This is a genomic window from uncultured Mucilaginibacter sp. (genome assembly GCF_913773635.1).
In the GTDB taxonomy this organism is placed as follows: Bacteria; Bacteroidota; Bacteroidia; order Sphingobacteriales; family Sphingobacteriaceae; genus Mucilaginibacter.
In genome coordinates this window covers 40,711-63,049 of sequence record NZ_CAJYGQ010000012.1, presented here as the reverse complement: position 1 = coordinate 63,049, position 22,339 = coordinate 40,711, and the positions used below count along the sequence as shown (strand labels likewise).

Genomic DNA, 22,339 nt, shown 5'->3' with positions numbered 1-22,339 from the left:
AAGTTTTTATACCAATTGACTATCTATTTCCGTTACACTTAACATTGACTGAACAAACGCTGGAAGTCGACAGTCTTAAGCGCAGATGAATGAATTTAAATGCCGCGTTTAGCACCCCATATATGGATGTGCAACCTATCAGAATAGTTGTAATTATACTGTTTACATAACTCCACAATCCAGTTTTGTTTTTGCTGTAAACTTTCAACCGATGAGCCTTGTGGCATTAAAAACACGGCTTCGTTATTTATTTTATGATCAAAGATTATTTGTTGAACTTCATTCAGGTCATCATTTGTATCTACAACAAATTTGAAGTTTGATTTTGGAGATGCTGCAAACCAACTTATTACCTCGGGCACAACGCGTTCGCCATAATCCACCCCAGAGTTTGATAACTTCACCGAAACATTGTATTGATCAGACAAAGCATCTACTTCAGGCAAAGGAATAAACGTACCATTAGTTTCATACTCAATATGGTAAAGCGGGTTGGTTTTACGCAGTAATTGAAGCAATGAAATAAGCGACTTTTGCTGAATAAGTGGCTCGCCACCTGTAATAACCAAATTTTTACAGTTGTAGTCGGCCACAATGTTGTTTATCTCGTCATCGCTCAAAAGAGCCATCATCTCATCTTTAGCAAACTTCTGGTAGCCTGGCAAAGCTTCATTGTTATGTGTGTAAGATGTTCCTTCCCAATTCCAGGTGTAATCAGTATCACACCACTTACAATATAAATTGCACAATGATAAACGTATAAAAACTGATGGTTTGCCTAAATTTTTACCTTCACCTTGTATGGAATGAAAAATTTCGGGCCTGTTATTTAGTTTGGCAAGCTTTAACATAACAATTAATGCGCAATGACTTACGCTTAAAATTCAACTTGCAAAAGTACTATAATTTGCCCGCTTAAATGTCAATGCAAAGCATTATTCAATAGTCAAACTTCCATTAGTGAACTATGATTTATGTACTACATAAATGATTTAAATACCATAATTTTACAGCGGACATATGTTTAAGCCCTATACTATAAAAGACATTGCTAAAGCGCTGGGTTTATCAACCTCAACGGTGTCTCGCGCATTAAATGGCAGCTATGAAATAGGGACCGAAACAAAAAAACTGGTTTTAGAATACGCCGAAAAGGTTAACTACCGCCCCAACCCTATTGCTCTTAGCCTGAAAGAACAACGAAGCCGTTCAATTGGCGTTGTTGTATGTGAAGTTGCTAATAACTACTTTTCGCAGGCAATTAATGGTATCGAGTCAATTGCTTACAGCTCAGGCTATCATGTAATCATCACGCAAACACATGAATCAGCAGCACGTGAGGCGGCAAATGTGCAACACCTTTTATCCAGGCATGTAGATGGGCTGCTCATCGCCCTCTCGGCAGAAACTACCGATACTTCAGAATTTAAATTTTTGCACAGTAAAGGTTTTCCTATGGTTTTCTTTGACCGTATTGCCGAAAATATTGATACTCACAAAGTAACTGTGGATAATTTTAAAGGTGCTTTTGAAGCTACTGAGCAACTGATAAATGCCAGGTACACCAAAATTGCAAACTTAGCCAGTACACCTAATTTGCTTAATACACGTGAACGGTTTGACGGTTACAAAGCTGCCTTACTTAAGCATAATATTCAAATTTTACCCGAGTACGTTAAGTATTGTCATCATGGCGGAATGGTTGCCGGAGAGGTAGAAAATGCTTTGCAAGAACTGATGAGTTTGCCCGACCGGCCTCAGGCTATTATATCAACAAACGACAGGCTAACAACCGGCTGCATACCTATACTTAAAAAAATGGGCTACCGTATACCTGAGGATGTGGCCTTAACCGGCTTCACCAACTCAGAGGTGGCAGAATCATTTGCACCTCCGCTTACTGTAATCAGGCAACCTGCATTCACTATGGGCCAAATGGCTACCGAAATGCTTATAAACGTTATTGAAAGTAAGTACCCGGTATATGAAGCAATGAGCACCCAAGTTAGCACAGAACTTATTGTTCGGCAATCCTCAATACCTTCAAAGTCTTTTTTGCCGTAAGCTAATTTACTTGCAAATGTTTGCAATTTAAACGGGTTCATTACCTTTGCCCGTACTTTAGGATAGCAGACAACCTACTGCTTCATCTAATCACACAATTTAATATGCATTATAAAAAATCAATAACAGCCGTTGCTGTAGTTATTACAAGCTTTGTATGTTTATCATTTTCTATTGGAAAGCGTAATACTGCATTCTTAAAAATAGGCCACCGTGGAACACGCGGATTGATGCCTGAAAATACCATCCCGTCTATGCTTAAAGCTATTGAGTTGGGCTGTAACACTATTGAATTTGATGTGCACATTACTAAAGATGGACAAGTTGTGGTTTATCATGACTCATCGGTAAACCCTGAATATACTCAATTAGCCAGCGGAAGTGATATTGCGCCGGGTGAACGTAAAAAGTATACGTTCTACCAGATGAATTATAGCGATATAAGACATTTTAAGATAGGCTTAAAAAAATATCCGGCTTTTCCGGAGCAGCAATTAACAGCATCTTATGCCCCCCTGTTATCCGAAATGATTGACTCGGTTGAAGCATTCACCGCAACACACAAATATCCGAAAGTTAATTACCTGCTCGAAATCAAATCAAGCAAAGAAACAGATGGTGTTGAACAACCCGTACCTGCTGTATTTGTTGAGAAGGTTATGTCTGCACTTAAGTCTAATAAACTTCGTGACCGCCTTGTTATTCAATCATTTGATATGCGCCCATTGCAAGTTTTAACTAAAAAGTATCCGAAAGTAAAGCTTGGTTTTTTAACGGGCGATAATAAAGTGAGTGTAGAGCAAAACCTGGCGCTGCTTGGCTTTAAACCTCAATTCTACAATCCGCATTATGGCATGGTCAATACCGAAATGGTTAACGCGTTGCATGCAAAAGGCATTAAAATATGCCCGTGGACTGTGAATGAGCTTGATGATATAAATAAAACTTTAGCATTCAATGTTGATGGCATAATTACCGACTACCCTGATCGCTTGGCTAAAGCATTAAAGTAGTAACTATACACTCTTGAAATGAAACTCTTTCGCCTTGCTTGCCTCATATTATTCGTCTTTGCTTGCAATTTTACTTATGCTGCAGAGATAAAAAGCCTGGGTGTGCCATACATTCAAAATTATGCCAAAGCCGCTTATAATGCCGGAAACCAAAACTGGGCAGTTGCGCAAGACGAGAGTGGTATAATGTATTATGGAAATGCTGAGGGTTTATTAGTATACGATGGCCGTTACTGGCAAAAGCATCAAATGCCTCACAGGCAAATTGTACGTTCGGTAGCAACTGATAACAACGGAAGAGTTTATGCGGGCGGCTTTGGTGATTTTGGGTACTGGCATTATAAAAACAACAAGCTTACTTTTAAATCTCTTACGTCGTTGCTTCCGCAAAAGGCAAAAGTAACCGATGAAATATGGAAGATTTACGTAGATGGCGACCGTGTGCTGTTCCAATCCTTCTCGTCGATTTATATATATCAGCACAACAAAATAACCACAATTAAAGCTGATGCATCATTCTTGTTCCTGCACAAATGCGGCAATCGTTTCCTTGTGGAAATTTTAGGCAAGGGACTTTTTGAACTTAAAGACAATAAGCTATCATTTGTTAAAGGCAGCGAAAGCATAAAACAGGTGCTCTCTATACTACCCTTCACTAACGGAAAGTTTATAATCGGTACAGTAAAAAACGGACTCTATTTGTTCGATGGAAGCAGTTTTTCGGCCTTTAATACTCCGGCAAATAGATTCTTGAAAAATTACCAGTTGAACAATGGCTGCAAAGTACTTGGTAAATATTATGCATACGGAACCATATTGAATGGCCTCATTATCATTAATGAGCTAGGCGAAATTGTACAGCAGATAAGTAAAAGCAGTGGTCTTCAAAATAATACTGTTTTAAGTATATACGCAGATAATGACCAAAACCTATGGGCCGGACTTGATAACGGCATTGACCGGGTAGAGCTTAACTCGCCGCTGTACTTCTACCTTGATAAGTCAGGAGATTTTGGTACAGTATATTCCAGCTTAATTCATAATGGTAAAATATACCTGGGCACAAACCAAGGGCTGTTTTACAGCAAGTGGTCGTCTGTGAACCGCAATCAGCTTAAGTTTGAACTTATTCCAGGTACTCAGGGGCAGGTATGGGACTTGTCTTTAATTGACGGTGAATTACTTTGCGGACACAACAACGGCACCTACCTCGTAAATGAAAACACCGTTGAGCAAATTTCGAAGGTAAGCGGCGGCTGGACAATCAAAAAACTAAAATCGTCATCCAACTACCTCATCCAAGGCACTTATAACGGCCTTGTTTTGTACAACAAAAGTGCAACTGGCCACTGGCAATTTTATAAGCACATCAATGGTTTTAACGAGCCATCAAGACTGGTTGAGCAGGATAATAAAGGCAACATTTGGGTAAGCCATGCTTACAAGGGGCTCATAAAATTAACCTTAAGTGCCGATTATGGAAAAGTGATCAGTAAAGCTTATTTTAATGAGCGCAATGGTCTACCGGCGAATTTCAATATAAACGTCTTCAATCTTGAAGACCGAATAGTGTTTGCAACCGACTCGGGCTTTTATACCTATGACGACATTAGTAACCACTTTGCGTCTTATCAATCGTTGAATAAGTCATTACAGCTTTTTTCGGGTTCAAACAAAGTCATTCAGGCCGACGAGCATAAGTACTGGTTTATTAACCATGGAAAGGTTGCCCTGGTGAGCTTTACACAACCCGGAAAAGTTATAGCAAACCATTCGCCGTTCAGTATTTTAAACGGGCGTATGGTTCAGTATTACGAAAATATAAGCTGCATAACTAAATCAACATACCTCATTAGTATTGATGACGGCTTTGTAATTTATGACAGTAGCGAAAAAGATGTCTATCAATATCCAAAGAAGTTACCAAAAGTACTTATACGTAAAGTTGATGATATAACCGACAAGTATATTACATTAACTGAAACAGGCACTTCAAACGATGAATTGCAATTAAAAAACTCCCGTAACAATGTCCGCATCTCATACACGCTTCCTTACTACAGGCAGAATAAAATCAGGTATCAATACTATTTAGACGGTTACTCCCAACAATGGTCAGATTGGGGTGCGGCAACACAAAAAGATTTTACTAACCTCGGGTCAGGTGTTTATACATTTAAGGTTAAAGCACGATTGGCCAACGGCTTACAAACTGCTATTACCGCCTTCCAATTTGAAATTTTGCCACCTTGGTACTCTACTAAATGGGCTTGGTTCGTTTACCTTTTGATCTTGGGCGGCTTAGCTTACCTGGCTAAAAAATTGTACAATAAAAAGCTTGTAAAAGATCATGAACGCATAACTAAACGCATACAGGCCGAGCAGGAACTGATTTTGAAGCAAGAAACGGAAGCTAACGAAAGAAAAATTGCGAGGCTGCAAAACGAAAAGCTACAAGCCGAACTCGATGCTAAGAACCGGGAGCTATCCAACTCAGCATTGTCTGTTGCGTATAAAAATGAATTATTGCAAAAACTGAGTGACGAAATTTTAAAGATTAAAGATCAAAGTGGTAATAAACTGCCTGCTGAACAAGTAAGCAAGGTGCAAAAAGTGATAACTGAAGGAATGAACGACGAGCGCGACTGGAACCTTTTCGAAAAAAGCTTTAACGAGGCTCATGAAAATTTCTTCAAAAAATTAAAATCTCAACACTCCGAACTGGTTCCAAACGATCTCAAACTTTGCGCATATCTGAGGATGAATATGAGTAGCAAAGAGATTTCATCGTTACTCAACATAACTCTGCGTGGAGTAGAAATCAGGCGTTATCGCTTGCGGAAAAAGCTGAATTTACCCCATGATAAGAACCTCGCAGAGTTTCTCATGGAGCTATAATACTACATCATTACCTCTCATAGTTCATAAAAGAATACATACTATCTCGATTGTCACCAGCAAACATCCGCAAAAAACATTTACACATAAATAATTAAAAATCAATTACTTGAGATAGTAAATTAAAATGTTTGTGTGTAAATACACCTATGTTTTAGACGTAAGATGTATTAATGTAGAGTTAATATAGTTGCACTTCTGCCCGCTCAAATTGAATTTTGCCAAAGCAATAAGCCCCTATTATTGTTAACCAATTAACTAAAATTATTATTTATGAAAAGAATCTTTACAAGGATTGTCTTCCTTGCTTTACTGTTTCTTTCGTCGTTTGCTCTTGCGCAAAACGGTACGATAACAGGTAAGGTAATTGATGCCACAGACAAACAGCCCCTGCCCGGCGTGACTGTAAAACTCAGCGGTTCGGCTACAGGTACACAAACTGATGCTCAGGGTAACTATACCATTTCGGCTCCTGCCAATGGCACGCTTACCTTTAGCTATATAGGTTACGCTAACCAGGATGTAACTATCAACAACCGCACCACAATTGATGTAAACTTAGCTGCCTCTAATAAAAGTTTAGAGCAGGTAGTGGTAATAGGTTACGGTACACAACGCAAACGTGATGTTACCGGCTCTATTGGTAATGTAAGTGGTGCTGAACTTACCAAGCAACCTGTTCAAACCCCTACTCAAGCCTTGCAAGGGAAAGTAGCCGGTGTGCAGGTGTTAGGTTCTGGTCAGCCTAATGCTCAGCCTCAGCTTCGTATACGCGGTACAGGCTCTGTGTTAGGTGGGGCTAACCCATTATATGTAGTTGATGGTGTGCTTACTGATGATATCCGCAACATTAACAATAACGATATTGTTAGCATTGATGTACTTAAAGATGCATCGGCTGCTATTTACGGTGTTCGTGGTGCCAATGGTGTTGTAATCATCACCACCCGTAAAGGGAAAAACGGCCCGCCTGTAATCAGGTATGATGCCAATGCAGGTTTCCGCGAGCTTTCAAACAGAGTACAGATGGCAAACCGCGATCAGTACATCAACTATTTACGTGATGCCAGCCCTAATGATGTAGCGCGCGACGTGGCCCCTCTTACCACCCCCGGCACAACCGATTGGTATGATGCCGTTTTACGCAAAGGCTTGCAGATGAGCCATAACTTATCTCTAGCTGGAGGCAGCGAAAAAACTACGTACTTTTTCAGCGCAAACGCTTTTACTGATGATGGTTTGATCAAAACAAATTCATTTGACCGTTACAGTTTCCGCTCAAATATTGACGTAAAAATCACGGACAATTTAACGTTTGGAACTCAAATGTCATTAACCCGTAGCAACGAACGCCCGGTGCCTTTATCTGGTGTCTACAGCAACGTGTACCGTGCTGCACCAATTATTCCGGCTCAGGATGAAAACGGTCGTTATGGCAACACCAGTATATGGGGTAACTTAGGCAACCCATTATTAAGCCTTAACAAAACCAACAACCAAACCATCAATAACCGTGTACAGGGCAACGTTTACCTTGAGTACAAGCCTATTAAGTCTTTAACCCTACGCACAGCTTTAAACGCCGATGCATATTGGAATAAACAGCGTAACTATAATGCGAAATTTGCCGCAGACGGTAACATATTTACTGTTGCAGGTGGTCAGCAATTCAGCAACTTCAGTACTTTGTTTATTCAAAATGACCAGTCGTTTTGGACAGTTTGGGATAACACTGCTACCTGGCAACAAAGCTTTGGTCAGCATAACCTAACCGTTTTGGGTGGCTTTACGCAAGAATATATCAAAACAGATTTGTTTAGCGGTAGCCGTCGTGATGTTCCTGAAGATCCTGATTTATGGTACTTAAATACAGGTAACCCTGATGTAGGTGCGGTATATGCCAACTCAGGAACTTTATTCCGTCGTTTATCTTATTTAGGTCGCATTAATTATAGCTATGCAGGTAAGTATTTATTCAACACCTCATTCAGAGCTGATGGTAGTTCACGTTTTAGCAAAAAATATGGCTACTTCTCTACCTTCGGTGCAGGCTGGGTAATTTCTCAGGAAGATTTTCTTCGTGATAGTAAAGTAATCAGCAATTTGAAGCTGCGTGGTAGCTGGGGACAACTAGGTAATGATAATATAGCTCAGGGCTTATTCATTACAACAGTACAGCCTAACTTGCCTTATTTTTATAATAATAGCCTCACCTTAGGTAGTGCTATTCAGGATATAAAAGATCCAAACTTGAAATGGGAAAAAACAACCCAATTTGACTTTGGTATCGAATATGGTTTCTTGAACAACAAGTTAACCGGTGAAATTGACTATTATAATAAAAAGGTAGTTGATGCACTGACGAATGTTACCCTACCGGCTATCTTAGGCGACCCTGATGCATTGTTTGTAACAAACGCTGCTTCATATCGTAACTCAGGTGTTGAATTTGCTATTAAATGGAGCGACAAAATTGGCAAACTGAATTACACCATAGGTGGTAACATTAACTACAACAAAAACGAAGTGGTTGGCTTAAACGGTGGTCAGGCTCTTTTAGGAGGCAGTATTGGCAACCAGGGCAATATTACCCGTACTGATAATGGCCAGCCAATTGCAAGCTATTATGTATTGCAGCAAACCGGTATATTTCAAAACCAACAGCAAATTGATGCTGCACCAAGCTATAACTTAGGTGGTTATGGAAAAAGCATCGGCGGTATGGTTTATGCCGACGTTAGCGGCCCTGCCGGAGTACCTGATGGTGTGGTTGATTCATATGACCGTGTTTACGCAGGCTCATACCAACCTAAATACTACGGTGGCTTCAACATTGGCTTGGATTATGAAAACTGGGATTTAAGTGCTGATTTTTACGGCAACTGGGGCAACCAGATCTATAATGGTCGTAAGGCTTTCCGTGCCAATGCGCTTGACAACATCCAGGCTGATTACGCTAACAACCGCTGGACTCCAACCAACGCATCAAATACCGATCCGCGCACCATTCCGCAAAACATGCCGGCCTCTACTTACTTCGTTGAGTCGGGAGCGTTTTTACGTTTAAACAATTTAACACTGGGTTACACTTTCCCTGCCGAAATGCTTAAACGCATTAAAATTAATAAAATCAGGGTATTTGCTGCATCGCAAAACTTCTTTACAGCTAAACGCTACAGCGGTTTTACTCCTGAGCTTATCCCTGCTGACGTAATTTCATCAGGTGTTGATTTAAACGGATACCCAACAACCCGCACGTTTACTTTCGGACTTAATGTTGAATTTTAATCACTACCACTACAATGAAATCATTATATAAATTTTCAACCATAACTGCGATGACTGCGCTACTTGTAGGCACCGGTTATTCGTGTAAAAATTCGCTTGATGTAAATCCGCAAGGTGAAATTACAGAAGCGCAAATTATCAGCGATCCTAACGTTGCTTCCAATCTGGTTACCGGTATATACAATATATTTTTTGCCGGCGATGCTTTTGGCAACGATGTAAGAGGCTTTCAGTTTACTGTTTTAGGTGATATAGCCTCTGATGATGCTGATAAAGGAAGCACAGCCAGCGACTATGGCGATGCCAACACTATTGACCAGCTAACAGCCAATGGAAACAACGGTGTGGTTAACAATATATGGAAAGGTTATTACCAGGCAATTGCCCGCGCTAACCAGGCGCTTAGTCAATTGCAAAACGCCCAGTTTGATGCAACGGTAAAGAACCGTTTAATTGGTGAAGCCCGTTTTTTACGCGCCATGTTTTACTTTAACCTGGTTCGCATTTTTGGTGGAGTGCCTTTACTTGACCGTGTTCCGGCTGCAAGCGAAGCCAATTCGCCACAGTTTCAAACGCGTGCAACCGCAGAAGACATCTACAAATTTGTTATTGCTGATTTAACATTTGCAGCCGAAAACTTACCGGTTATTGCTAACAACAGTGCTGATGTAGGCCGTGCAAGCAAAGGTGCAGCTCAGGCATTACTGTCTAAAGTTTACCTTTACAATAAAGACTATACCAATGCATACGCCATGTCTGATGCAGTTATTAAAAGTAATAATTACTCGCTGTTAGCTGATTATACGTTATTGTTCCGCCAGGTAAGCAATAACAGCAAAGAATCAATTTTTGAAATTCAAGCAGGACAAAACCTTGCTTGTAATGCTGCAATTGACAGGTTTACCGTAGCCCAAGGCCCGCGTGCCGGTGGTAAAAATGGCTGGGTTGACCGTGGTTACGGCTTTAACAACCCATCGCAAAGCTTGGTAAATGAATTTGAAGCCGGTGATGTACGCAAAAATGCCACTATCATCACCATAAATCCTTCAAACGGTGCAAACTCGGTAGGTACGGTGTTATATGACGGATTCCGTATACCAACACAGGATTCAGTTCAAAATCAACGCTATAACTATAAGGCTTACTACAGCCGTCAGGCTGAGCCAAATTGTGGCAACTTTGACAGGTTACCAAAGCATGTAATGGTAATCAGATACGCAGAAGTTCTTTTAATACATGCTGAAGCTGCCTTGCAAACAGGCCAGGGTGGTATTGCTCAAAGCGACATTAATCAACTACGTACACGCGCTAAAGTTCCAACTATTGGTATACCAACGTTGCAACAAATCTGGCATGAGCGTCGTGTTGAACTCGCTATGGAGCAAGATCGCTTTTTTGATCTTGTTCGTCAGGATGCCGTGCAGCCAGGCCGTGCTGCAGCTGCGTTCGCTGCTGACGGCAAAACCTGGAATGCAAACCGGGCATTATTCCCTATCCCGCAACAGCAAATTGACTTAAGTGGCGGCTTATTAAAGCCAAATCCAAGCAATTAATATTTTGCCGCCACGAATTCACCTGGTGTCTTCGTGGCGGCATTTTTAAAGTCTGTAATTCTGCAGCCAAATCCTTAAGGCCCAACCGGCATTTTACCCAGTAATCCCTATGAAAAAAGTACTGCTCATTATTATCCTATTTACCGTTTTAACAGGTGTAAATTCGGTATCACTTGCGCAAACGGCTGGTAGTACAACTTACAACCCTGATTTAAAAATAAAAAAAGGGCTTACTGATAAACAGTTACTTGACCTGGTTGAAAAACAAACATTCCAGTATTTTTGGGATGGAGCCGAACCCAACTCCGGCTTAGCGCGTGAGCGTTTTCACGTTGATGGCGATTATCCTCAGAACGATAAAGATGTTGTAGCTACGGGTGCGGCAGGCTTTGGCGTAATGGCCATTGTAGCCGGCATTGACAGGCATTATATCACCCGCAAACAAGGGTTTGAGCGTTTGCAAAAAGCCGTAAATTTTTTAGGTAAGGCTGATCGTTTTCACGGAGCATGGCCACATTGGCTATATGGTGAAACCGGAAAAGTGAAGCCTTTTGGTAAAAATGATGATGGAGGTGATCTTGTAGAAACGGCTTATTTGGCTCAGGGATTACTTTGCGTTCGCCAGTATTTCAAAAACGGCAATGCTGCAGAACGCAAACTGGCTGCACAAGTAGATAAGCTTTGGAAAGAAATTGACTGGAACTGGTACCGCAATAGCGAAAAAAATGTGTTGTACTGGCATTGGTCACCTAATGTGGGTTGGCAAATGAATTTCCCGGTTACGGGTTATAACGAGTGTCTTATTATGTACATAATGGCCGCTTCCTCTACTACCCACGGCATACCTGCCCAGGTTTATCATGAAGGCTGGGCAAAAGGGGGAGCCATTAATACAAACTTCAAATTATACAATTACCCAATTAAGCTAAAACATAACGGACCTGAAAACCAGGTTGGTCCTCTATTTTGGTCCCAATACTCGTATTTAGGTCTTTGCCCTAGAGGCTTAACTGACCGCTATGCCAATTATTGGAACGAGGTCAAAAATCACACACTCATTCAACGTGCCTATTGTATAGACAACCCTAAACACTTTAAAGGTTATGGTGCTAACTGCTGGGGGTTGACAGCAAGTTATTCAGTTAACGGCTACGCAGGGCATAGTACGCATGAAGATTTGGGCGTAATAACCCCAACCGCTGCGCTATCAAGTTACCCATATACGCCTGAATACTCCATAAAAGTGATTCGTCACCTTTACGAAGACCTGGGTGATAAAGTATGGGGCAAATATGGTTTCTATGATGCTTTCAGCGAAACCGACAATTGGTACCCTAAACGTTACCTGGGTATAGACCAAGGCCCTATTGCTGTAATGATTGAAAATGGCCGCTCGGGTTTACTTTGGAAATTATTTATGAGCTGCCCCGAAGTAAAAGCCGGTTTAAAAAAACTCGACTATAAATCTACCTACCTCACCAAAAAATAATGAAGTTAGGCCTAACTATATTATTCGGCTTTTTATGTAGTGCGCCTGCAATATCGCAGGTAAATCAAAACCGTACCTACTGTAACCCGCTCAACATTGATTACACTTACATGATTTACAATGCCGAGCAGGGTTTGTCATACCGTTCAGGTGCCGATCCCGCTGTTGTTAAGTTCAGGGGTGAATATTATATGTTCGTTACCCGATCGTTAGGTTACTGGCACTCAAAAGACTTAACCAACTGGGATTTTATCATACCCGAAAAATGGTATTTTCAGGGAAGCAACGCTCCTGCTGCCCACAATTATAAAGACTCAGTATTATATGTAACCGGAGACCCATCGGGCTCAATGAGTATACTTTACACCAACAACCCGAAAAAAGGGGATTGGAAGGCCAAACCATTTATACTAAATGATCTGCAAGATCCTGATTTATTTCTAGATGATGATGGTAAAGCCTACATGTTTTGGGGCTCATCAAACACTTTCCCTATACGCGGAAAGGAGCTTGACCCAAATAATAACTTTAAGCCGGTTTCAAAAACTGTTGAGCTGTTTAAACTTGATGGTGATAAGCATGGCTGGGAACGCTTCGGCGAAAACCATTCTGATACCAAACTAAAAGGTTACATGGAGGGCGCATGGCTAACCAAGCATAACGGAAAATATTACATGCAATATGCCGCACCCGGCACCGAATTTAATGTTTACGGCGATGGTGTTTACGTAAGTGATAAACCGCTTGGGCCATATACTTACGCTCAAAACAACCCTATATCATACAAACCCGGGGGCTTTATAAACGGAGCAGGTCACGGCAGTACAGTTCTTGGTCCGGGTGGGCAGTATTGGCATTATGCTTCTATGGCGCTATCAGTTAACGTAAATTGGGAACGGCGGCTTTGTGCCTATCCTACTTTTTTTGATGCTGATGGCCTGATGTATTCCAATACGTATTTTGGTGATTACCCTCATTTTGCGCCAGCCATGACAGGCAAAAAAGGCGACTTTACGGGCTGGATGCTGTTGAACTATAAAAAACCTATTACAGCCTCCTCTACCCTAATAATCGAGCACAGCGCAGATAAAGATGTAAAAACTTTTTGGCTTGCCGCTGAAAATAATGATAAGCAATGGTTACAAGTAGATTTGCAAAAACAAGCCACCGTATACGCAGTACAACTCAATTTTGCCGACTACAAAAGCAATTTGTATGGCCGCGTTGATGGACTTAAACATCAATATACGGTTGAAGGAAGTATTGATGGTAAAACCTGGAAACTGTTAATTGACAAAAAAGACAGTTTTACCGACAATCCTAACGATTACATTGAGCTGGAAACACCTGCTTTGGTCAGGTATGTTCGCTACAACAACATTTATGTACCGGCAAACCTGGCTATATGTGGCTTCAGAATATTCGGCAACGGAAATGGAGCTGCTCCTGCCATCCCCAAAAATTTCAAAGTTATACGCCAAGCTGACCGCCGCGATGCAACGATTACCTGGAATGCTGTTAAAGGCAGTCAGGGATATAACATTAAATGGGGCATTGCGCCAGATAAATTATACAATTCTTGGTTGATATATGATAAAAATGAGCTTGATTTGAAAAGTTTAGGCACAAACCAAGCCTATTATTTCAGCATCGAATCGTTTAACGAGAACGGTGTAAGTAAATCATCCAAACCAATTAAAGTACAGTAATGAAATTAAAATTTTTCTTCCTGCTTGCATTATCATGCATTACAACGTTTACCATTGCACAACAGAAACCTGCCTTTTGGAATGACATTCAAAAGTTTAAAAAGAAAGACAGCCTAAATGCCCCCGCAAAGGGCGGCATCCTTTTCATCGGCAGTTCATCGTTTACAAAATGGACTGACTTAGAAAAGGTTTACAAAGATTATGGTGCTATAAACCGGGGCTTTGGAGGATCAACCCTGGTTGACGTTAATCGCTATGTTAAAGATATTGTATTTCCGTACCAGGCACGCCAGGTAATAATTTACTGCGGTGAAAACGATATTGCCGGCGGTGCAAGTGCAGTAGAAACACTAGACCATTTTGCCAGCCTGTTTACCAGCATACGCAACAACCAGCCGGATGTGCCTTTGGCTTATATATCAATAAAGCAAAGCCCATCGCGCACCAAGTACTCATCAGCCTTTTTACATGCTAATGCTTTAATCAAAGAGTTTTTAACGCATTACAAGGCTACCCAATTTATTGAGGTTGACAGCAAAATGCACAACAAAAATGGCAGCCTGCGCCCTGAGTTATTTTTATCAGACATGCTGCATATGAAGCAACCCGGTTACGATATATGGATAAAGGAGATTACTCCTTACTTGTTAAAAAACTAAAGAATAAAGATTACTAACTATGAAGAAAGCTACCTCGCTTATATGTATTGCTGCGTTTTGTGCTGCCTCTGCGCAGTCACAAGTTAGAAAGCCGGTATCAGCAGAAAAAGCTAAAATGAATGCCTTTGTAAGCCAGCTAATGGCTAAAATGACTGTAGATGAAAAAATCGGTCAGCTTAACCTGGTAACGGGTGGTGAGGCAACAACTGGTACCGCCGTAAGCACAGGGGTTGAAAAAAAATTAGCCAGCGGACAGATTGGTGGTATTTTTAGCTTAACCACCCCCGGGCGCGTACGTAAAGCACAGGAAATTGCAGTGAAAAACAGCCGTTTACATATACCTCTGATTTTTGGTCAGGATGTTATACATGGGTATAAAACTAGTTTTCCTATACCGCTGGCTTTAGCCTGCAGCTGGGATTTGGATTTAATACAACGCACAGCCCGTATGGCCGCTGTTGAGGCCAGTGCTGATGGAATCAACTGGACGTTTTCGCCCATGGTTGATATATCGCGCGATGCACGCTGGGGACGTATAGCCGAAAGCAGTGGCGAAGATACTTACCTGGGTTCACAAATAGCCAAAGTTATGGTTAAAGGTTACCAGGGCGATGACCTAAAAAAAGCCAACACCATTATGGCTTGTGTTAAACACTTTGCGCTGTATGGTGCTGCCGAATCGGGCCGTGATTATAATACTACCGACATGAGCCTTGACCGGATGTACAATGAGTACTTTCCGCCTTACAAAGCAGCCGTTGATGCTGGAGCGGGTAGCGTAATGGCATCTTTTAATGATATAAATGGCGTACCTGCTACTGCTAACAAGTGGTTACTTAACGATGTGTTGCGCAAACAATGGGGCTTTAACGGCTTTGTAGTGAGCGATTACACCGGCGTGAGCGAGATGATAGAGCACGGCCTGGGTGACCTGCAGAAAGTTTCAGAGCTGGCACTTAAAGCAGGTACCGAAATGGATATGGTAAGTGAGGGTTACTTAACCACGCTAAAGAAATCAATGCAACAAGGTAAGGTTACCATAGCCGAAATTAATAATGCCTGCCGCTTAATATTAGAAGCTAAATATAAATTAGGATTATTTGAAGACCCCTATCGCTATTGCAGCGAAGAGCGCGCTCAAAAAGAGATATTAACGCCCGAAAATTTAAGTTTCAGCCGTGAAGTTGCAACGCAAAGCTTTGTATTACTTAAAAACCAGGGTAACGTACTTCCTTTAAAAAAATCGGGAACTGTAGCTGTGATTGGCCCGCTTGCTGATAGCCGCGCAAACATGCCGGGCACATGGGCGGTAAATGCTGATTTGGCCAACACGCCATCGTTACTTGAGGGTATTAAGGGTGTAGCGGGCAAAGATGTTAAAATCATTCACAGCTTTGGTGCTAATTTAACAAGCGACGCTACCCTGCAAAAAAACGCTACCATGTTTGGCCGCGAAATACCACGCGATAACCGCCCCGAAAATGAGGTAATTGAAGAAGCGGTTAATACGGCTAAAAAAGCAGACATTGTATTAGCTGCATTGGGTGAAAGTTCAGAAATGAGCGGTGAAAGCTCAAGCCGTACTGACATTGAAATACCTGCCGTTCAAAAGCGCTTATTGGCCGCATTGTTAAAAACAGGCAAGCCTGTGGTACTGGTATTATTTACAGGCAGGCCGTTAGCCATCAAATGGGAAAGCGAAAATGTTCCGGCTATATTAAACGTTTGGTTTGGCGGCTCGCAGGCTGCGTATGCTATTGCTGATGTATTATTCGGAAACGTAAATCCTTCCGGTAAACTGTCAGTAACATTCCCTCAAAATGTTGGGCAGGTACCGTTGTATTACAGCCATAAAAACACCGGTCGCCCTTTGGCACCAAATGGCTGGTTCAGCAAATTCCGTTCAGGATATCTGGATGTAAGTAATGATCCGCTATTTCCATTTGGCTTTGGTTTAAGCTATACTACATTCAGCTACAGCGATGTTAAGCTAAGCGCAGCAAGCTTAAAACCCGGGCAGGCAATCACGGCAAAAGTAACCGTTACAAACAACGGCAAAGTTGAAGGCAAAGAGGTAGTACAACTTTATACCCGTGATTTGGTTGGCAGCAGTACCCGTCCTGTTAAGGAGCTTAAAGGTTTTCAAAAAATAAGCCTTAAGCCAGGTGAAAGCAAAGAAGTAAGCTTTTCAATCACCGAAAACGACTTGAAGTTTTATAATCAACAACTAAAATATGTTGCCGAGCCGGGTGACTTCAAAGTATTTATAGGCCCTAACTCGCGTGATGTTAAAGAGAATAAATTTACCTTGGTCAGCAAGTAAAATAAAGTCACACAAGAAAAACGGCCGCTATAAGCGGCCGTTTTTCTTGTGTTATAAATTTCCATGCTTATCCTTATTCCTATGCATAATTTTTATGTTGATTTTATAGGTCTTCATCAATCGAAAATCAATCATAGATTTGAGCAAAAATGGCTGGCTGAGATTGCTTAACAAACCTGCATAGCAGTCTAATCAACATCGCTAGCCTTTGCCAATCCCAACGCGCTTGCGTTGTTACTTATCAAACTTATGAATCACCTTTACAGGAAAAGAGCCATAAGGTACCGCAACGTTATTAAGGTTTATAAATATCCTGTCGAGAATTACACCAGGGTCAACCTGGTAAATGGAAAGCGAATGCATTCCCGCTTTAAGATCTTTTACATTGACTGTTCGTACTGCCGAGTTGCTTAATACATTTTCTTTCCACTCATTACTCCTGCTTACCGTTTTAAAATTTACAATTTTGAGTGGCCCGCCATCGATGCATACAGCATAACGCATTTCAAATAGTTGATTTAGTGGAGATGTTGGTAGCGTATAAATACTGAAAGCGGCATCTGCATTTTTTAATGTGTAAAATGAATAGGTTACGCTTGCCTGCTTACCACGTATGGCGGCGGTATCGGTTAAATCAAAGTCAGGCTCAGTCAATAACGGAAGGGCTTGCAGGCAGCCACCCGCTGAACCTAAATGTTCTATTTTTTGCCATGAATACTGCCCTCTGTTATTTATTTTTGCACGGCCGCTGGAAGCAATGATCATTATTTGGCCTGCCGATTCTACAGGCCCATCAAACGTGGTAAGTTTATCAATTTCAAACGCTTCTAATTCAACGTTGACGTTAATATTCTTCATACCGTCGTTAATATTAACATAACCCGAGCGCGTACCTGGTGGCACCTTTTCCCAGTTAACGCGTACAATTAAACGTTGATGGCTTTTTAGCATACCAGTTGAAAGACTCACCATGTTTTGATCTACAACAATCCATTTTGCAGACGGCTTTATGCAAAGCTTAACAGATTTGCTTTGCCCCAAAGCAACATCTATAAAATACCGTTGGCGATTATATTTATCAAATATGGGCAAGGTCAAATTACTATTATCAACCGGTAGCTGACCGGCCTTATAACCTTCCACATAAACGTTCCATTGTTGACTCACCACCGGAGCCGACATGTTAAAGTCAGGTAACTCAAATACCGGTAAGTTGCGAGGCTGCATGGACACCATACCCTTCCATTTGCCTTGAGCAAGTTGATTGTTATAATAATCGGCTTCCTTCATTATTTGCTTATATGCATTTTCTGATAATCTCTTGTAATCTCCGGCACTTATGCGTCCTTCAGATGCATATAAAACAGCTTTATCATGATATAAAAACTTTTTGTTCATCAAAGCAGCACCGGTAAGCGGATATTGAACCAGCTCGTAAAATGCATTCTGCAATCGTTTATCAATTTCAGTGCGAACCTTTCCTACACGGTTTTGTAAATTTCCATAAGCGTTTATGCGCTGCTGAGCCTGATCGCCATAGTTGTTGTGGCTATAAGCTGTTAGTTTGGTTTGGGTTGTTGGCTCTGTTTGGCTCCAGCCCATAAATTCGGGCTTACGCTCAAAAGCCAAATTATAGTATTGCCACATGAGCTGCGATATTTCCATTTGTTTATTCAGCCCAAAGATACCGCCAACCCAATTTTGTAAATGCTCATTTGAATAGCTGCTGCTCATAAACGGTGTTATGTTGTAAGCCATATCGGCAAACAGCTGCAAATTATACTCGGCGGGCTTGATATCGCCTATATTGATCACCCAAACTGTTCGTGCATTTAAAGTGTAAGCCTTGGTCATTTCCTCGCGCATCAAACCCGGATGTGTGGTTGAAAGCCATAAATAATCATGCGGACGCCCCCAGTATGATGCATGATAATAAACACCCGACCCACCTAAGCGCTTACTTTCCTTACTGTTACTCAGCCGCTGTATGTACCCATAATTATCATCAGGCCAAACAAGCGTAACATCTTCAGGAACCTTGAGGCCGGCTTCGTAAATATCAAGTACTTCTTTATAAATGGTAAATACCTGTGGAACTTTTGTAGCATCACGGTTTATGTACTTTTTTAACATGTCCCGCTGATCTGTAAATATTTGTTCAATTAAAGGTATAGCGTCCTTGTTGCTTTTAACCCCCTCCATTCCACTATCATGCACGCCACGCATACCTAAGGTATACATAGCATTGTTACCACTGCTTTCCTTAACACGGTCCTCCCAGTATTTATAAACTGTATTTCTATTGGTTACATAATTAAAGTGTCCCATTATCTTCTCGTCCCATTCACCCACGTTATTCCGCAACATTGGCTCAGCGTGAGATGAACCAATCACTATCTGGTAATCTGTTGCAACTTTTTTATTGCCTGGATAAGAGTAAAAAGCTTTTGTGCTTGGATGCATGGCTGGCCAGATAAGGTTGGCTTTTAAACGCAGTAATAGTTCAAATACTTTAGCATAGGTTTTAGGACCAATATCGCCCGTCTCTGGTTCAAATGTTTTTGCTGCCCAAGGCTGTAAACCCCAGTCCTCATCGTTTATAAATATGCCACGGTATTTAACCGAGGGGCTTTGCGAGGTATAATCATCTATATCAACTGTTAAAAACTTCCTTTTCGCAGGCTCTACGTCAGCCCACCAATACCAGGGTGAAACGCCTATTTTTTCTGAAAGACTAAACACACCATAAGCGGTACCCCGCAAATCGCTGCCTGCAATAACCAATGCATTAGTTACGTTTTTCACAGGGTTAGATAAAACACGCATGCTATAGCGTTCCCATCCGCCTTTGATATTAGTATCAAACCCACCTTTAATGTTGCTGATAAGTGCCGATGTAGTGGTACCGATGATGATTACATTCCCTTTTGCATCATTCAAATTGGTAAACACCTGGGGCAGGTATCCGCTAACACGTTTTATATCGGCAGCTAAAAGGTGTGCAACAATCGAATCAAGTTTACCATTGTCGGTGTATACAATAGAGACCTTTTTGCCGGGTGTTACAATATCAAATTGTTTAGCACTCGACTTAGTAACAAAAAGTACGAGCGTTGCAAACGCTATAAACAGGATTGACTTTGGCATATTGATTTAAATGGACCTTTAAACATACTAAAGCGCCGTACAAATAGCAATCATAACCCTGCTATACAGGTAACGTTTTTATGGCTTACTTAAAAAAACTTATCAGTACCAACGTAACAAGTTTTTATTTAGACTGATTCTTATTAGATTTGCCTTAACATCACTGGTTAGTCTTATCATTCCCTTTAATGAAAAAATTAATTTTTGCTACGCTCGCATCGTTGGTATCCCTGACAACACAGGCACAAAACAACGCTTTATTGAATGCTCCGTTTTGGCAAACCGAAACAAGCATTGAACAGGTCAAGGCCGAAATTTCAAAAGGTGCAAATCCGGCTCAGCTTAACGCCAATAGCTTTGATGCTGTAGTAATGGCAATCAATTCAAAGGCGCCTAACGAGACTATAAAATATCTTATTGATCAGCCGGGTAATGATGTTAATAAACTCACACATGATGGACGCATATATTTACATTGGGCAGCCATGCGTGGCAATGATGAAATAATGACTTATGTGTTAAACAAAGGCGCAAAGGTTGACTTTGTTGACAGCCACGGGAGTACCCCTCTTCTTTTTGCAGCATCTGCAGGACAGCCGAACACTAAGGTGTATGATGTACTGTTAGTTCATGGAGACAATTTTAAAAAGAACGTGAACGCCGCTGGTGCAAACGCACTGTTATTGGCTATTGCCAATGATAAAGATTTAGCGCTAACTAATTACTTCACATCTAAAGGCATTGATCTTAAAACTACTGATGCTGCAGGAAACAATGCCTTTGACTATGCCGTGCGTAGCGGAAACATTGAGTTGCTGAAAACTTTACAGCAGAAAGGGTTAAAACCTGGGCCTAACGCTATGCTGCAGGCGGCACAAGCAGGTGGTGGTCGCAGGGGCGCGCCGGCTCCCCCTACTCCTTTGTCTTACTATCAATATTTAGAAAACCTGGGAGTTAAGGCATCAGCCAGTTCAAAAACAGGTGAAAACGCCTTACATTACCTGGCCCGCCGCGCTGGTCAGGCAGAAACAATTGCCTATTTTATAAGTAAAGGTGCAAACGTAAATCAAGCCGATGAAGATGGTAACACCCCATTGATGTACGCGGCTACAATTAACCGCGATACTGCCGTTTTAACTGCATTGCTTAAAGGTGTTAAAAATATAAACCAAGGCAACGCCAAAGGTGAAACTGCATTAACTATGGCTGTACGCAGCAATTCACCTGAAATTATCATGTATTTGATAGCTAAAGGTGCAGATGTAAAGGTGATAGATAAAAAAGGTAATAACCTGGCTTACTACCTTATGGAATCGTACCGTCCGCAACGCGGGCCGGGTGCAACTGCTGGCGATGAATTTAGCATGAAATTAACTTTGCTGAAAGATCAAGGCGTCAACATAACGGCCCCGCAAAAAGATGGCAACACGCTTTATCACCTTGCCATCGTTAAAAATGATATTGGTTTACTTAAACGTTTGGAACCACTAGGTATTGACATTAACGCCAAAAATGCTGAAGGACTTACCGCCTTACACCGCTCGGCCATGATAGCTAAGGACGATGCCATGATGAAGTACCTTATTTCGGCAGGTGCAAAAAAAGATGCAGTTACCAACTTTAAAGAAACTGCTTACGATTTAGCTACTGAAAACGAATCACTTACTAAAAATAACGTATCTGTTACCTTTCTAAAATAATTATATGCCCCGCTTTTTTAAAATCTTCTGTATCCTGGCAAGCTTGTTCATAATTGGACAAAATGCATCAGCCCAAACTAATAAATACAAGTGCATGGTGCAAATGTCCAACTATATGGGCGACGGTGCATATGTAGTTATTTCGCTTATAAACAATAAAGGTGCTTACGAAAAAACGCTGTATGTATTAGGGTCAGACAAAAAATGGTACAATAGTTTAAAGGAATGGCATAAGTTTTATAAAGCCAAACCAACAAACATCAGTGCTATAACAGGTGCATCGGTAACAGGTGGCGACCGTAGTGTTAATGTAATTGAAGTTGAACAATCGAAAATAAACGCCGGCTACAAGATACGTTTTGAAAGCGCTGTTGAAGATAAAAAGTACAATGTAAGTGACGTTGAGGTACCGCTTACCACTGAAGGACTATCAGCAAAAACAGAAGGTACGGGTTATATACGCTACGTACGTTTTAGCGCCAACTAAGGCATTTAC

At 41.3% G+C, this 22,339-nt stretch carries 13 protein-coding genes; 11 read left to right on the top strand and 2 right to left on the bottom strand.

Annotated elements, in window-relative coordinates:
- Nucleotides 1–95: 95 nt before the first annotated feature.
- Entirely contained in the window at nucleotides 96–851 is a 756-nt protein-coding gene (locus QZ407_RS14870; RefSeq protein ID WP_295772452.1) for a 7-carboxy-7-deazaguanine synthase QueE, read from the bottom strand.
- A gap of 169 nt (nucleotides 852–1,020) precedes the next feature.
- On the opposite strand from QZ407_RS14870, the gene QZ407_RS14865 reads away from it, so the two are divergent.
- The 9 genes from QZ407_RS14865 (at nucleotide 1,021) to bglX (ending at nucleotide 16,996) form a co-directional block, all read left to right on the top strand.
- On the top strand, nucleotides 1,021–2,064 hold the full coding sequence (locus tag QZ407_RS14865; RefSeq protein ID WP_295772451.1) for a LacI family DNA-binding transcriptional regulator: 1,044 nt from the start codon (nucleotides 1,021–1,023) through the stop codon (nucleotides 2,062–2,064).
- Nucleotides 2,065–2,168: 104 nt separating this feature from the next.
- Entirely contained in the window at nucleotides 2,169–3,077 is a 909-nt protein-coding gene (locus QZ407_RS14860; RefSeq protein WP_295772450.1) for a glycerophosphodiester phosphodiesterase family protein, read from the top strand.
- Nucleotides 3,078–3,095: 18 nt separating this feature from the next.
- Nucleotides 3,096–5,975, top strand: coding sequence for a triple tyrosine motif-containing protein (locus QZ407_RS14855; protein ID WP_295772449.1), 2,880 nt, complete (start codon nucleotides 3,096–3,098; stop codon nucleotides 5,973–5,975).
- Between the two features lie 273 nt (nucleotides 5,976–6,248).
- A complete protein-coding gene (locus tag QZ407_RS14850) occupies nucleotides 6,249–9,263 on the top strand; it encodes a TonB-dependent receptor (RefSeq protein ID WP_295772446.1) in 3,015 nt (1,004 codons plus the stop codon).
- Between the two features lie 14 nt (nucleotides 9,264–9,277).
- Nucleotides 9,278–10,816 carry a RagB/SusD family nutrient uptake outer membrane protein gene (locus QZ407_RS14845; protein ID WP_295772444.1) on the top strand — a complete coding sequence of 513 codons (1,539 nt, stop codon included), beginning with the start codon at nucleotides 9,278–9,280 and terminating at the stop codon, nucleotides 10,814–10,816.
- Nucleotides 10,817–10,925: 109 nt separating this feature from the next.
- Nucleotides 10,926–12,305: a glucoamylase family protein gene (locus QZ407_RS14840; protein ID WP_295772443.1), complete on the top strand. Its 1,380-nt coding sequence runs from the start codon at nucleotides 10,926–10,928 to the stop codon at nucleotides 12,303–12,305.
- Nucleotides 12,305–14,014 (top strand): family 43 glycosylhydrolase, encoded by a 1,710-nt coding sequence (locus QZ407_RS14835; protein WP_295772441.1) that lies wholly within the window; start codon nucleotides 12,305–12,307, stop codon nucleotides 14,012–14,014. The genes QZ407_RS14840 and QZ407_RS14835 overlap by 1 nt, the downstream gene beginning before the upstream one ends.
- Nucleotides 14,014–14,673, top strand: coding sequence for a GDSL-type esterase/lipase family protein (locus QZ407_RS14830; protein WP_295772439.1), 660 nt, complete (start codon nucleotides 14,014–14,016; stop codon nucleotides 14,671–14,673). Before QZ407_RS14835 ends, QZ407_RS14830 begins: the two co-directional genes overlap by 1 nt.
- Before the next feature lie 19 nt (nucleotides 14,674–14,692).
- Nucleotides 14,693–16,996 (top strand): beta-glucosidase BglX, encoded by a 2,304-nt coding sequence (bglX, locus tag QZ407_RS14825; RefSeq protein WP_295772437.1) that lies wholly within the window; start codon nucleotides 14,693–14,695, stop codon nucleotides 16,994–16,996.
- 234 nt (nucleotides 16,997–17,230) lie between these two features.
- Here bglX and QZ407_RS14820 read toward each other — a convergent pair whose 3' ends face one another.
- Complete coding sequence (locus tag QZ407_RS14820) at nucleotides 17,231–20,143, bottom strand: glycosyl hydrolase 115 family protein (RefSeq protein ID WP_295772435.1); 2,913 nt, start codon at nucleotides 20,141–20,143, stop codon at nucleotides 17,231–17,233.
- Nucleotides 20,144–20,331: 188 nt separating this feature from the next.
- Here QZ407_RS14820 and QZ407_RS14815 point away from each other — a divergent pair, with 188 nt between their 5' ends.
- Together QZ407_RS14815 and QZ407_RS14810 are read left to right on the top strand one after the other, a co-directional pair.
- On the top strand, nucleotides 20,332–21,843 hold the full coding sequence (locus tag QZ407_RS14815) for an ankyrin repeat domain-containing protein (protein WP_295772433.1): 1,512 nt from the start codon (nucleotides 20,332–20,334) through the stop codon (nucleotides 21,841–21,843).
- A gap of 4 nt (nucleotides 21,844–21,847) precedes the next feature.
- Complete coding sequence (locus QZ407_RS14810; RefSeq protein ID WP_295772431.1) at nucleotides 21,848–22,330, top strand: DUF2271 domain-containing protein; 483 nt, start codon at nucleotides 21,848–21,850, stop codon at nucleotides 22,328–22,330.
- The last annotated feature ends 9 nt before the right edge of the window (nucleotides 22,331–22,339 follow it).